Genomic DNA, 12,813 nt, shown 5'->3' with positions numbered 1-12,813 from the left:
ACCCTGAGATCAGGTGCTCTGCAGATTTGTCTCCAGCGTATACGAGGGAGGAAGTTGTGGCCTTCGTCAACGACTGTCGCGGACATTGTTGTCACTGCTCGGCCGCCGATCGTCATAGCCCCCAGTCGTTTTCATATTCTGCCGGCCAACTACGAAGGCGTGCCGTGCGGCCGAGATAAACGTTTTCGCATCCGTCATTCAAATCGTTCATATCAAAACAATGGATTTCACTAATTCGCTCTTGGAAAAGATAAGGGGCACAGGCGGCGCCCGTTGCCTAATAAGGAGTATATGCGATGAATATCAAAGGCAGTGACAACGGCGATTTTATTTGGGGATCCGATAAAAACGACACTATCGATGGCGGCAAGAAGAATGACTGGATTGATGCCGGCAAAGGCGATGATCGGCTCAACGCCGGTGACGGCCATGACAGGATCATGGCCGGTCCCGGCCATGACATTGCCTGGGGCGGGGATGGCTCAGACGCAATCCATGCTGGTGATGATGACGACCTCCTGTATAGCGACGCCTCCTCCGCCTTCAATCCCTTCGAAGAGCGCCGCGTAATACCTCATAGCGGCGAGAGCGACGACTGGCTCCACGGCGATAAGGGAAGGGATACCCTGGTGGCCGGTGACGGCGCAGATGTTTTGACTGGCGGCGAAGACGGTGACGCCTTCGTGTTTCGGTTCCACGATCCTATGGTTGGAACAACGCACTGGTATACGACTGTGACGGATTTCGACCCGAAGCAAGACCGTTTTGTCATGGACGCCGGTGACTTCGGCAAAGGGGATCTGTTTGGCGCAAATTTCATCAACCACTCGAAGGGTTTCCCAGGCGAATTTGTGGATACTTTCTACAACGGCGCGGCCGAAGGCGCGCACGGCGAGCACGTCGTGGTAATCACTGATCGAGGCTTTGCGTCTGCCGCTGCCGCCGCGACTGCTATTGATCACGAAGCCCGCGGTGACATCATTGCCTACCATGATGAAAAAACTCTCGGTCAGGATGGCAAAACTCACGGTGCGACACTAGCCTATGTCGATTCTGCGAACCACGCGCATGCCTTCGCTCATGTCGACAATCTGCACGACATGTCGGATCTTACCTCGCTTACGGCGGAAAATTTCGGCTTCATTTAATTCGAAGATCCGAGGAGCGTTCCACCCTTGGGGCGCTTCTCTTTTCCAACTTGGCGCAGGGAACTGAAAATAGAAACGACGTGATTTTATTGATCGACTGCACCAGTAAAGGTACGCCATTGAAACAAGTTCTCGTCGCCGATCACGACGCCGCCATGCGCCACCTGCATCCTGGGGCGGTTGCGCAAGCTGACTTTCTTCTCGCTGGCTGAGGCCAATGCCGCTATTGGCACTTGATCGCATCAACGATCACCTCATGCGTCGATTGGGTGTTACCCGGCGGCAAGTATTTGAACGTGTCGAACGTGCTGCGCTCGCTAGCCTCCCGGGTTGAAACTACGGATTCGCCGAATGGCGTCTGGTCCGTGTCTCGACCGATTATCACGTCGAGTTCAAAAGCTTCTTTTATTCCGTCCCACATGCCCTCATTCGCCAGCAGGTCGATCTTAGAGCAACGGCGCGCACCATCGAGATCTTTTACCGCGGCAAGCGCATCGCCGTCCATCAGCGCCGCTATGGCGGCTGTCGTCATGGAGCCGACCCAGATCACATGCCCAGTTCCCACCGGCGATACGCTGAGTGGACACCAGATCGCTTTCGGCGCTGGGCCGCATCCATCGGTCAAAGCATGCCGCGAGGATTTCTCCGTTGCATACCACCGCGTTCCCCGGCTGTTCGCCACGCTCGCGCTTGCAAGGGGTGACGGGCGATACGGCAGAATCCCCAAATCTATCGCCAAGACCGACCTGCTGATCCTCGATGACTGGGGACCGGAAAAACTCAACGATGATCAGCGCCGCGATCTTCTCGAGATCATCGAAGACCGCTACGAGCATCGCTCGACGATCGTCACAAGCCAGGTGCCCCTGGATCGCTGGTGGGAAATTATTTCAAACCCAACGCCGCCGATGCGATACTGGATCGCCTCGTTCACAACGCCGAGGCATCGATCTCATTGGCGAAAGTATGCGCAAACAGCGTTCACCGATGGCGCTTGAAACACAGCAAAGCTTGACCTGACACAAAACCCGATCCAAACATCAAACAGACCCAGGATCAGCCCGAAAAATGGCCGGCTTCAAATCGGAATCGGTGGCCGGTTTCATCGGAATACGCACCCAATGCAACATCTGAAGATCGACCTGATCGGCTTGCTTAATGCCAACGAAGCGCATCGTCGGTCGTCTTGCAGCTTCTGCGATCGCCGCAGCATCGATGATGTCATTCTTGTTCGATTTTACATAGACTTCACTGCGCCGGGATGATGCGGACGGAATGCCCCATCGTCTGCAACTTGGCGCAAGCCATTGGGAACCCGGACGGGATTCCATTCCGACAAGCGTTCTGTTCGCTCGTTCGAAGAACTGCAGTAGCGTCTCGCGCCGGAACTATCCAGGCCGACCACGTGGAAGAGGTTCTTTCCGATATCGATGCCGAAGACGGCGCATTGGCGCAGTTGGTTGCGATCCATAATTTCAGCCCTCCTTTGCCCACCTCCGTTATGCTCTCGGGAGACAGGACGGACCATCCCATTAGCTCTAAGCCCTGCTCGTAAGCGGGAGGTGGTGAAGGGCATGTGCCGCGATTGGTCGACTCCCGGCCGGCGCCAATACAACTCAGGCGCTGGCGCGCTAATGACGTGATCAGGTTAAACCATCCGGCATCCAGCGCTCGGCTATTGCGAATGTGCGGATTGGATGTTTGCATTTGCGGCTGCAACCGTCGAGGCCTCCCTGGGTGACGCGACTTTGGGAGCCGCAAAACCACCGCGGATTGCTACATTCAACCGCACGTGATCCTTGGCCAGTTGTTGGATCGCCGCAGCGAGGCTCGCCTGAGCGCTGGACATCTGCCTTTGCGCTTCGAGAACATCGAGGAGAGAAGAGGCGCCATCCGTGTACGAGGCCATCGAAAGCTTCAGTGCTTCTTCGATCGTTTCTACTTGCCTGCGACGTGAGTTCTCTGTGTGAACGTCGCGTCGGACGGCTGTCAAAGCGTCCTCGACTTCCTGCACAGCTGTCAGGACGGTTAATTTCCAGCTTATGTAGGCTGCTGCGGCGTCGGATTTAGAAGTCTCCACGTTTGCCTGCAAACGGCCGCCGTCCAGAATTGGGAGGTCAAGGCTCGGCCCGAAGGACCATTTCAAGATACCCCCGTGACGGCCGCGCTGCTTGATATAGGAAGGGGTGATCGAGCCGGAGAGCGTTATCGCGGGGTAAAGCTGTGCTTCCGTCACGCCGATCTGTGCAGTCGCGGCGGCTAGATCCCGTTCAGCCTGGCGAATATCGAATCGATTGCAAAAAAGATCGGCGGGAATGCCGGCATTGATCTTTCCGCGATAGACCGGCTGCCCTTCACTTTTCTGCAGTTGCTTGATCACTGTTTCCGACGGCAAAGCGAGGAGGGCCGCAATGTGATGCGCCGACACGCGAAAATTCAGTAGTTGCACGCTGGAGACATTCTGTGTGCTCGTGACATCTCCCCCTTTGCCGATCTCGCCGCTTGTCGTGTGTGATGCCTTGGGAAGGCCCCCGGCGCCAGCGATGGTGACGTCCGCGGCGGCGGCATTAATCTTTTCGAGCGCCTGCTGAACACTGAGGTTCTCATCCAGGCCGGAGGCAACGTACTGGTCGAGCGTACGATCTGAAAACGAATCCCACCACGCCGACACCGCAACATCGCCGGCGCTCTGTTTTGCACCCTCGGAAAACTTCTCCGGTAAAGGCGTTTCCGGCGGTGCATGGTCGGGCCCGAGCATGCAAGATGACAAAAGTAGCGGCAACACCGCAGCGGCCAGACGGAACGAATGCAATCAATCAGCCTCTATTCCAGCGAAATTCAAGTCAAACCCGTTTCTCCTGCCCGAGGGATGATGCCAGCGCGCAATTACCGACGCAGCAGATCGAGAATTCCGGCGTGACACTACAAAATCCCGTGCAGCCAAAACAACAAGTCAACACCCGCTGGCGCGAGCTGGCGTCAAATCCCTTTAGGCCTGTCGTTCGGATCAAACTGAATGATAGTGATCCAATTAGCAGTGAGTGCCGGTCGGTTCTCGTTCTCGATCTCGACCGTCACCTCGTAAGTGGTCACCAGCATGCTTGCGCCGCGAAATTGACATTCAGAGAGAACGAAGCGACCGCGCACACGGCTGCCGGTCTTAACCGGTGACATGAAACGTACCCGGTCTAAGCCGTAGTTAAGACCCATGGTCTGCTCACGGATCCTTGGCATGCCGCTAAAGTTCATCGCCGACAGAAGCGAGAGTGTCAAGAAGCCATGAGCGATAGTGCCACCAAACGGGCTTTCGACTGCCGCGCGTTCCGGGTGCACGTGGATGAATTGATGATCGCGTGTCGCGTCGGCAAAGAGATCGATTGTAGTTTGATCAACGGTGATCCATTCGGATTTGCCGAGCTCCTGGCCAATTCGCGACGGCACGTCGGCGAGCGAAAGTTCGTGCATACAACCTCACTTATTTGATGTCTGATCTAGTCGTGGATTTTGCCGGAGGCGAGTTGCGATCTAGCCAATCGTTACAATCATTCGACTGTGACTGATTTAGCGAGATTCCGCGGCTGGTCCACATCTGCCCCCATAACGACCGCCGTATGATACGCAAGAAGCTGCAGCGGCAGAGAAAAGATCATCGGCGCGATAATCTCCTCAACATCGGGTAATACGATAGTGTGCATGGTGGGAAGCTTTGACATCGAAGCTCCCGTTTCGTCGGTGATCAGAATGATGCGGCCGCCGCGGGCGGCCACTTCCTGCATGTTGGAGACAGTCTTATCGAAGAATCGGTCATGTGGCGCGATAACGATGACTGGCATATTTTCATCGATCAGTGCGATCGGACCGTGTTTTAATTCTCCTGCTGCATAACCTTCTGCATGGATATAGGAGACCTCCTTGAGCTTCAGCGCACCTTCCATAGCCAATGGGAAACTCGTGCCGCGACCGAGATAGAGCACGTCGCGGTAATTCGACAATTCCCGTGACAAGAGCTCGATCTTCGGCTTGATGTCGTTCAGCACCTGTCGCATAACGCCCGGCAACGTCGCCAAACTTTGGACGAGCACTTGTTCCTCGTCGTCCGTGATTGCGCCCCGCGCCTTGCCCGCGCCGATGGCTAGCGCAGCGAGAACAGCAAGCTGGCATGTGAATGCCTTGGTAGAAGCAACGCCGATCTCTGGCCCGGCGAGGATCGGAAAGATGGCATCTGCCTCGCGGGCAATTGTTGATTCTGGGGTATTGACGACAGCACCAATTCTCAGACCTTGTGCTTTGCAATAACGCAGCGATGCAAGCGTGTCAGCCGTCTCACCAGATTGAGAGATGAAGAGCGCTGCCGATCGCGGCGACAACGGGATTTCGCGGTAACGGAATTCAGAGGCGACATCAATTTCCACCATTAACCGTGCGTAGCGCTCGAACCAATATTTGCCAATCAGTCCGGCAAGATATGCCGTGCCGCAGGCGGAGATCGCGAGGCTCTCAACTCTGGCGAAATCGATGTCGGTTGAAGTGACTGTGACATGACTATCGTTGACATTGATGTAGTGCCCAAGAGCACCGGCGATGACCTCGGATTGCTCGTAGATTTCCTTCTCCATAAAGTGCCGGTGATTGCCCTTGCAGACCAGGTCGGCGGTAGCAACCGATCTGTGCCGCGGGCGCGTAACGACTTTGCCTTCGATATCGAAAACTTGGACACTCGCTTTGCCTATAACAGCCCAGTCGCCATCTTGCAGATAAGTGATGTCATTGGTGAACGGAGCAAGAGCGATCGCGTCGGAGCCTAGAAACATCTCACCGTCGCCATGGCCTATCACTAATGGTGGCCCATTGCGCGCCACCATAATGCTTGCGGGATCCTCCTCAAACAGAATGGCAAGCGCGAAGGCGCCCTTGACGCACTTCAGCATGGCTTGCATTGCCTCGAGACATCCCATGCCATCCCGACGGAACTTTGTCAGGAGATGCGCAATCACCTCGGTGTCCGTGTCGGTCTGGAACTTGGCCCCTACCTTCGCCAATCCGTCCTTTAGCTCGGAGAAATTTTCAATGATGCCGTTATGAACAACGGCTACGCCATCGGCAAAGTGCGGGTGTGCGTTGCATTCTGTCGGTGCGCCATGGGTCGCCCATCGTGTGTGGGCGATGCCAACAGTGCCGCTCAGGGGTTCTTTTTTCAATCTCGTTTTAAGGTTCCCGAGCTTGCCTTTTGCGCGGCGTCGGCGCAATTCTCCCTCGAATATCGTAGCAATGCCTGATGAATCATATCCGCGGTATTCCAGCCGCTCCAAGGCTGCTACCAGCCGCTCCGACACGGGCTTATGTCCCACTATGCCAACAATCCCACACATGCTCGTCACCCGTGTCCAAGAGCCCCCGACCGGTAGTCAGGAAGGCGGACGCCGCTCGGCGCGTGTCCTCCAGCGCGTGCTAATAAATCTAAACAGATTAGTAAAATTGATTGTTGCGATAGCTATCATCCACAATATGAATGCGGCGCACTCAGTAGGATCGATTGACGCTGTACGCAGCCAATGATGCCTTCTCCACAGTGTCGACTGATAAGCTACGCCCGGGTGTTGGGCGCCTACCTCTGAAGATGTTCCTGGCAACAGCGATTGGTACTTGCCGGCGACATAACGCCAGCGGATGTCTATTCGAAACGAGCAATTGTCATTCATCGAGCGCACGGACTGCATGCACGCGGCCGTTCGTACCTCATAAATCGGAAGAGAACCAGCATCTCCTTGAAAACACCAGTCGATCTAGATTCTACAGGTTGGTTTCGGGCACCGATGGGAAGGAGGCTTTGGCATGGGACGAACGAAGGCTATCTTCGGGCGGTCTCCCAGGAAAAGGTCACATGGCCGCGTGTGTCGGCAGTAGATGGTGCCTCGAGTTTTCGACTGGACAGCCGGATCCTGACGCTGGAACCCGGCGGTTCGGTGCGATGTGCAGCCGGTCGTATCAAACGCGATCAGTAATCACATAGCACGACTGCCCGACCGCATTTGCAAAGAGAACTGCGTCAGAGTGCCGATGGTCGCACGGGCCATGGCGACCCAAAATCTTCGTTCGCACAAGCAACGAGACTACCTCTTACCACCAGATTTTCGCCCGACGCCTACTTTTATGATGGCGGCAGGCGTCCACCGACTCTGACCCGAGCAGGATTTCCCATGGCCGTGCATCCTGCAGGGACATCTCGCGTGACCACGCTACCAGCGCCAATGACAGCGTGATCGCCGATCGTCACGCCCGGGAGAATGATCGCTCCACCGCCAATCCAGGCGTTTCTGCCGATGCTGACAGGTCGTCCCAACTGCAGTCCGGCCTGGCGCTGCTCGGGATCATGTGGATGGTCCGCGGTATAAATCTGCACAGCAGGCCCAATTGCGGTTCCGTCACCGATAGTCACCGTTGCCACGTCAAGAATGACGCAGTTGAAATTGATGTAAACCCAAGCTCCGATCCGAATGTTGAACCCGTAGTCGCAGTGAAACGGAGGGCGAATAGCCGCTCCAAGCCCCACCGTTCCCAATCGTTCCGACAGAAGCGCATGCCACCGCTCGGCGGGGTCGCCCAGCGTGTCATTGTACCGTTTCAGCCAAGCCCCGGTGAGGAGCAGCTCGGCTTGGATCTCAGGATCCGCTGCGTTATACATCTCGCCTGCGAGCATCTTTTCTTTTTGGCTGCGTGTCATCGTCTCTTCTCAGATCTTGTTCGAGGAGTGGTCGGTCATTGCGCTCAAATTCACCTGGTTGCCGGCAGAGCGCACAGAGGAGTTAACAGCAATCTTTCGCCTTTTCGCGGCTGATTCGAAAGTCATCTGCTCAAGCGCGGCAAATCCTGCAGATAGGCAGACCGGGAGCGACCTTCGCATTCACCGGCTGGGGGAGGGCACAATAAGATGTGTCTATTTAGCTTGGCAGATTCCGAACACAGCGGCAAGCGCATAGGCAGACCAGGGCTGACTAAGAGACCTTCATTAGGACTTTTACTCAAATCACTGCCCAGCTTCCCGAAGGGTTTATTTTATCCCAGCTCTATGGGCCGTCCGCCGTGCTCGATGCCGGCGGGAATGCAAATCGTCAGCGTCTTGGCGGGGCGCGGCATGACGAAGGGTGGTTCACCGACGGAGGCCGCTATCGCGGCCGCCGTCAATAGAATCCTTGGAACCGGAAAGATTACCGCTGGCCAGTGCCTATGAACTGCTCATTAGCTGTAGTTTCTTTCACCCACCGATTGCTTCTTAGCGTGCAGAATTGGGTCGCCAGGGTGACAAGCGCGCGACAGCGGGCGGAGGTGGATATTCCACTTTCCGCCTCACCTTCGCGCAAGACCGGACGAGAACTGTTGGATGTGGAAAATTCACCCCTTACTGGCAGGCGGTCAGGCCCCCCGGATTTCGAATGGCAGTAAAACCGACGCCATCGATCGTGTTGTCGTCGCGGGCAATGAAGCAGTAATTGTCATCGGCGGGGGGAGCGGCGACGATGCAGGAGTTGGCCCCACCCGGTATGACAAAGGTGTCGGCTCCGACGATCGCAAAGACGGAGGCCGTTCCGTTCGGATGGGGCACCGGCTGCTTGGTGAAGAGGATCGCGTCGTTCGGCGGTGCGACCGCAATGGGCTGATAGTTCCGGCAATCGGACGAAAAAACGAGTTGTGCGGCGGCAGGCAGCGCTGTTGCGAGGATAGAGACGATGGAAATGGCAAGCCCGGCAGCAATTCTATTGCGACGCGCTGTTTGGCCAGCGAATTTCGACGTGATACGTAACATTGCTATATTCCTTTCGTTTCAAGGGTTGGCTTGTTCAAGCGTCAGTGATGATCCGGATCTCTGGGTCTATGGTCCTCCTGTCGCCGAAAAGGTTCCGTCGGCTTTGTAAGTCACGGTGTAGGTCGCGTAACCGGTCGTGAAATCGCAGCATGCCGAGTTGCTCTCGTCATAAGTCACGGTGCTTCCGACCGGCTGGTAGCCCATCTTCACGAAAAAGATTTGCTTAGGTATGCAGTTCATGACGGCGTTAGGGACAGGAGCGACGAAGCTCGAGAGTATGATCGCTTGATTGTCGTTCAGTGCAACGACGCCACAATAGAGTTCGGGACGCGGCAACGGCGTGTAGGAAGGCACGTTTATGCCAAACCCTCCGATCGCAACTCCGGCTTGATTGGCTGGCGCGGAAAGTCCAAGCGGATCGAGCGTCAAGGTCGTGCAATTGTCCGGCGAACCGTCGACCGTGGTGAGCGTAACCGGTCGGAACGCCGAGCTGCTGCCGACCACGGATAGCGTGGCGGCATTGAGCGAGAGAAGCGCGATAAGCTGCGAGGGCGACGCCGCCTGTTTGGTGCTGAGGGCACCTGCATAGACCTGACTGTCCAAACCGAAATTGATCTGCGCTCCCGAACTTGCGTAATTGCCGATGCTTTGGCAGCCGAGACTGCCGCTGAGGATGGGACCATGGCTCGGCAGCAACGGAAATGCCGCCTGCTTCTGGAAAACATAGAAATATTGCGTCGTCTGCGAGAAGTTCCGAACGATGATCTGGTAGGACGAACTGGTCATGGCGCGTGACAATCCCCTCTGAGATCAAGCCTGTCCGTCGCCCGGCGGGCGGCGGCAACGCGCGGATGGTGCGCATGCAGGTGAAGAGGGGACGGTTCTTCACCTGCATGGCTGCCAAGGTTTACTGGAGCTGCGTCGTCCAGGTGCCGTCAGATTTCAGGCTGACGTTGCAGACGGAATAGCCGCCGGTGAAGTCGGAAAGCGCCGCGTTCACGCTCGACTGCGTGAAGTTCATCACGACACCTGGCGTGTAGGCGCCGGTCTGGACATAATATTTCAGGATCGGCTGGCAATCGGTATTGCTGGCCGGGTTTGCCTGCACGAAGTTGGAGAGCACGATGCCGCCATTGACGGCAACCGCTGAGCCGACATTGAAGTAGGGCGGCGAGTTGAAAACCGGCGTGGTGATGCGGAATGCGCCAGGCTGTACACCTTCCCCGTAGATTGGCGAGGATAGTCCGAGCGGATTGACCGTTGCAGTCGTCCAGTCGTTCGGTTTACCGCTGCCACCCGAACTCGGAGCAAGATCAATGGCGCGGCTGGCTGACGAGTAGCCAGATGATGCGCCAATTTGCGGCGGTGTATTTGCCTGCTGGGTGCCGGCATAGTATTGCAGGTTGACCTGGAAGGTCAGGATCGCGCCGGTGTTGTCGTAGTTGCCGAGCGATTGCGAGAAAAGGCTGTTCGAATAGACTTGCCCGCCGCCGGTATAAATTGCCGGTTGCTGGAAGAAGTAGAAGTTTTGCGTCTGGGATTCGTAGTTTTTCACGTTGATGGTCAACATTGTTGACATGTCGGCAACCCTTCTGCGTTGATTGTGAAAACAAGGGTCTTCGCGTCGGCGAGGGCAGGGTGGGCTAGCCTTCCTGCCGGTCCCGTCAATGAAACCCTAATTAGAAAGATCGTTGATGCTGCTCATTTAAGCAACCTAGAGCTGTTGAGCGCAAGTTAAAAAACCGTTCAGAATTGTGCTTAGCGTAAGGCGTGTTCCGGAGGGATGGATTCGAGCAGCCCAATAAGATTGGACTGAGCCGCCGCAGATCGGCCGCGTAGCGCCATTACCCACAGCAATTCCGTGGCGGAGATCGCGCTGTTCCTATGCCCGTCCATGGTCCCTCGCCCCAAGAGCAGCCAATCGAGGGAAACATCCAGCAGGCGCGCGAGAGCGCAGGCGCTTTCCAGGGACGTATGGCCGCCATTTTGCCAGCGCGAGACGGCCGCGACTGATACATTCAGTTCGGCTGCAAGAGCGTGTACTTTCCGGAACTTGCCCCGAGATATCGCTTCTCGAATGCGTTTGCCGCGGGCTGGATCGTAGGTCACGAACGATTCTTCCTTGGTTGCGTTGAAGTGGCAGCCACAGCGAGCTTGAGATCGATCAAGCTTCGGAAATGCCTGTGAAAATGAAAGGTAAGTCGAAGCGCCGGTCAATCTGGTGAAATATCCAGATTGCTCGAGGTCGGCCCCTGTTGTGAAACATCGACGATCAGGAGGAACGGATATGTTGCGGATATTCACCAAAGACATGCTCGAGACCGATCGACGTGCATTCGATGCAATGTTTCGGGCTCGCGCCGTCGTTTTTCGCGATCGGCTGGGATGGCAGGTCGATGTCCGGGATCAATGGGAGAGGGACCGATATGATGAGGTCGAAGATCCCGTATATCTCGTCACTCAACGACCTTCGGGCACACTGACAGGTTCGCTACGCCTGCTGCCGACCACTGGCGCGACGATGCTCAAAAGCGAGTTTCGGCATTTCTTCGATCAGCCTATCGACGTCGACAGCCCGACGACCTGGGAATGTACTCGCTTTTGCGTTCACCCATCTGCCGGACACATCGCGCAATCGCGCGCAGTCGCCACCGAACTGCTCTCAGGGCTTTGCGATCTTGCCCTCGGCGCCGGTATCGAAAACATCGTCGGCGTCTATGATGGGGCGATGGTCGGGGTGTATCGCAGGCTCGGCTGGAGGCCGACGCCGCTTGCCCGATCACTGCCCGAGATCGGCAAACTGTATGTCGGCCTGTGGGACGTGACTGCAGATAACTGTCGGACACTTCGCACCAACCTAGCCCGACTTCTCAATGGAACCTCTTCCTGTCCTGGCAGAGCCCTTGTCGATGGTGGCATGCGGTAAGGCCAGTCGCCGTCCCGCCGCCCACAGTGTCGTCAGTTCCTTAACCTGTTCTTCACATCGCGCCATGGTTGCCATAAAATGTTCTTTTCTCGCTAACCGCGAAATGTTACGATTACCCCAGTCAGGAAAACACACAACCGCGAGTCCATCTCATGCTGAGCAGTTCTCGTTTTTTCTACAGTTTGGACCGGATCTCCGCATCGCCGACGTTGGAAGATCTGGAAACGACGCTGGACGAAGTCCGCCGCATCTATGCGATATCGCACATGGTTCTGCATGTGACCCGCTCCTCGGGCGCAGCGGCCAACAATCCATTGCTGATGCTGACCTACCCGCCCGAGTGGGTGAAGCAATATCTTGCCCGGGATTACTTCAGCATCGATCCCGTCGTGCGGCTCGGACAGCGCGGCTTTCTGCCCGTGGAATGGTCCGCGTCAAAATGGGATTCAGGGCGGGCTCACGGCTTCTTTAAGGAGGCGATGGCCTTCGGTATCGGGCAGCAAGGCGTGACACTGCCGGTGCGTGGGCCTCACGGGGAGCGATCGCTGTTTACGATCACCTCCAATCAGCCCGCCTCCTACTGGCGTCGGTTCCGCATGGACAGCATGCGCGACCTCCAGTTTCTCGCCCACCATCTCCACGACAGGGCCATGATTCTGTCGGGCCTGAGAAAAACTGCGGATTTTCCGCAATTGTCGCGCCGCGAACTGCAATGTCTCGATATGACGGCCAGCGGCCTAATGGCAAAGCAGATCTGCGCCCGCTTGTCCATTTCGGTAAGTGCTGTGCAGCTCTATCTTGCGTCGGCACGCCGAAAGCTGACCGTCGCCACGACCAGTGAAGCTGTCGCCAAAGCCACGGCGCTCGAATTGATATCAGCGTGGTGATCGCTTTCTCCGATGACCACGAAGGCCGCAAAGTCACCGAAGGTTCATCAA

General features: G+C 56.5%; 12 protein-coding genes and 2 pseudogenes. 5 read left to right on the top strand and 9 right to left on the bottom strand.

Annotated elements, in window-relative coordinates; translation table 11 throughout:
• Window positions 1-296: 296 nt before the first annotated feature.
• From HJC00_RS29225 to HJC00_RS29215, 3 genes and pseudogenes are all read left to right on the top strand, one after another.
• Window positions 297-1,148 carry a calcium-binding protein gene (locus HJC00_RS29225; protein ID WP_221114576.1) on the top strand — a complete coding sequence of 284 codons (852 nt, stop codon included), beginning with the start codon at window positions 297-299 and terminating at the stop codon, window positions 1,146-1,148.
• Window positions 1,149-1,506: 358 nt separating this feature from the next.
• The gene (locus HJC00_RS33225; RefSeq protein ID WP_405048803.1) at window positions 1,507-1,851 is read left to right on the top strand and encodes a Mu transposase domain-containing protein; all 345 of its coding nucleotides are present in this window, start codon (window positions 1,507-1,509) and stop codon (window positions 1,849-1,851) included.
• Window positions 1,772-2,168, top strand: a pseudogene (locus HJC00_RS29215) (ATP-binding protein); the annotation flags it as partial. The gene HJC00_RS33225 and the pseudogene HJC00_RS29215, both read left to right, overlap by 80 nt.
• 92 nt (window positions 2,169-2,260) lie before the next feature.
• On the opposite strand, the pseudogene HJC00_RS33220 reads toward HJC00_RS29215, so the two are convergent.
• The 9 genes and pseudogenes from HJC00_RS33220 to HJC00_RS29170 all read right to left on the bottom strand — a co-directional run.
• Window positions 2,261-2,622: pseudogene (locus HJC00_RS33220) on the bottom strand (transposase); the annotation flags it as partial.
• A 201-nt stretch (window positions 2,623-2,823) separates the two neighbouring features.
• Window positions 2,824-3,960, bottom strand: coding sequence for a TolC family protein (locus tag HJC00_RS29205; RefSeq protein ID WP_221165033.1), 1,137 nt, complete (start codon window positions 3,958-3,960; stop codon window positions 2,824-2,826).
• 167 nt (window positions 3,961-4,127) lie between these two features.
• Window positions 4,128-4,613: a MaoC family dehydratase gene (locus tag HJC00_RS29200; protein ID WP_168301788.1), complete on the bottom strand. Its 486-nt coding sequence runs from the start codon at window positions 4,611-4,613 to the stop codon at window positions 4,128-4,130.
• Between the two features lie 77 nt (window positions 4,614-4,690).
• Window positions 4,691-6,517 (bottom strand): glutamine--fructose-6-phosphate transaminase (isomerizing), encoded by a 1,827-nt coding sequence (gene glmS, locus HJC00_RS29195; RefSeq protein ID WP_168301787.1) that lies wholly within the window; start codon window positions 6,515-6,517, stop codon window positions 4,691-4,693.
• A gap of 779 nt (window positions 6,518-7,296) precedes the next feature.
• The gene (gene nodL / locus HJC00_RS29190; RefSeq protein ID WP_168301786.1) at window positions 7,297-7,869 is read right to left on the bottom strand and encodes a nodulation O-acetyltransferase NodL; all 573 of its coding nucleotides are present in this window, start codon (window positions 7,867-7,869) and stop codon (window positions 7,297-7,299) included.
• Window positions 7,870-8,544: 675 nt separating this feature from the next.
• Entirely contained in the window at window positions 8,545-8,949 is a 405-nt protein-coding gene (locus tag HJC00_RS29185) for a hypothetical protein (RefSeq protein ID WP_210633204.1), read from the bottom strand.
• A gap of 66 nt (window positions 8,950-9,015) precedes the next feature.
• Complete coding sequence (locus HJC00_RS29180) at window positions 9,016-9,747, bottom strand: hypothetical protein (RefSeq protein ID WP_259665401.1); 732 nt, start codon at window positions 9,745-9,747, stop codon at window positions 9,016-9,018.
• 109 nt (window positions 9,748-9,856) lie between these two features.
• On the bottom strand, window positions 9,857-10,528 hold the full coding sequence (locus tag HJC00_RS29175) for a hypothetical protein (RefSeq protein ID WP_221165032.1): 672 nt from the start codon (window positions 10,526-10,528) through the stop codon (window positions 9,857-9,859).
• A gap of 179 nt (window positions 10,529-10,707) precedes the next feature.
• Complete coding sequence (locus HJC00_RS29170; RefSeq protein WP_131702677.1) at window positions 10,708-11,058, bottom strand: helix-turn-helix domain-containing protein; 351 nt, start codon at window positions 11,056-11,058, stop codon at window positions 10,708-10,710.
• A gap of 178 nt (window positions 11,059-11,236) precedes the next feature.
• Between HJC00_RS29170 and HJC00_RS29165 the strand changes: the two genes are divergently transcribed.
• Window positions 11,237-11,875 carry an acyl-homoserine-lactone synthase gene (locus tag HJC00_RS29165; protein ID WP_221124402.1) on the top strand — a complete coding sequence of 213 codons (639 nt, stop codon included), beginning with the start codon at window positions 11,237-11,239 and terminating at the stop codon, window positions 11,873-11,875.
• A 152-nt stretch (window positions 11,876-12,027) separates the two neighbouring features.
• Window positions 12,028-12,762, top strand: coding sequence for a LuxR family transcriptional regulator (locus HJC00_RS29160; RefSeq protein WP_221165031.1), 735 nt, complete (start codon window positions 12,028-12,030; stop codon window positions 12,760-12,762).
• The last annotated feature ends 51 nt before the right edge of the window (window positions 12,763-12,813 follow it).

It is taken from the genome of Rhizobium sp. NLR22b, assembly GCF_019685295.1.
GTDB lineage: Bacteria > Pseudomonadota > Alphaproteobacteria > Rhizobiales > Rhizobiaceae > Rhizobium.
The sequence above is the reverse complement of the archived record's forward strand: the minus strand, read 5'-3'. Positions and strand labels throughout refer to the sequence as shown.

What these genes read in the sequence shown, in the direction of transcription:
- HJC00_RS29225 (WP_221114576.1), top strand. Translation starts at nt 297, where the DNA reads ATGAATATCAAAGGCAGTGACAACGGCGATTTTATTTGGGGATCCGAT.
- HJC00_RS29200 (WP_168301788.1), bottom strand. Translation starts at nt 4,613, where the DNA reads ATGCACGAACTTTCGCTCGCCGACGTGCCGTCGCGAATTGGCCAGGAG.
- glmS (WP_168301787.1), bottom strand. Translation starts at nt 6,517, where the DNA reads ATGTGTGGGATTGTTGGCATAGTGGGACATAAGCCCGTGTCGGAGCGG.
- nodL (WP_168301786.1), bottom strand. Translation starts at nt 7,869, where the DNA reads ATGACACGCAGCCAAAAAGAAAAGATGCTCGCAGGCGAGATGTATAAC.
- HJC00_RS29185 (WP_210633204.1), bottom strand. Translation starts at nt 8,949, where the DNA reads ATGTTACGTATCACGTCGAAATTCGCTGGCCAAACAGCGCGTCGCAAT.
- HJC00_RS29175 (WP_221165032.1), bottom strand. Translation starts at nt 10,528, where the DNA reads ATGTCAACAATGTTGACCATCAACGTGAAAAACTACGAATCCCAGACG.
- HJC00_RS29165 (WP_221124402.1), top strand. Translation starts at nt 11,237, where the DNA reads ATGTTGCGGATATTCACCAAAGACATGCTCGAGACCGATCGACGTGCA.
- HJC00_RS29160 (WP_221165031.1), top strand. Translation starts at nt 12,028, where the DNA reads ATGCTGAGCAGTTCTCGTTTTTTCTACAGTTTGGACCGGATCTCCGCA.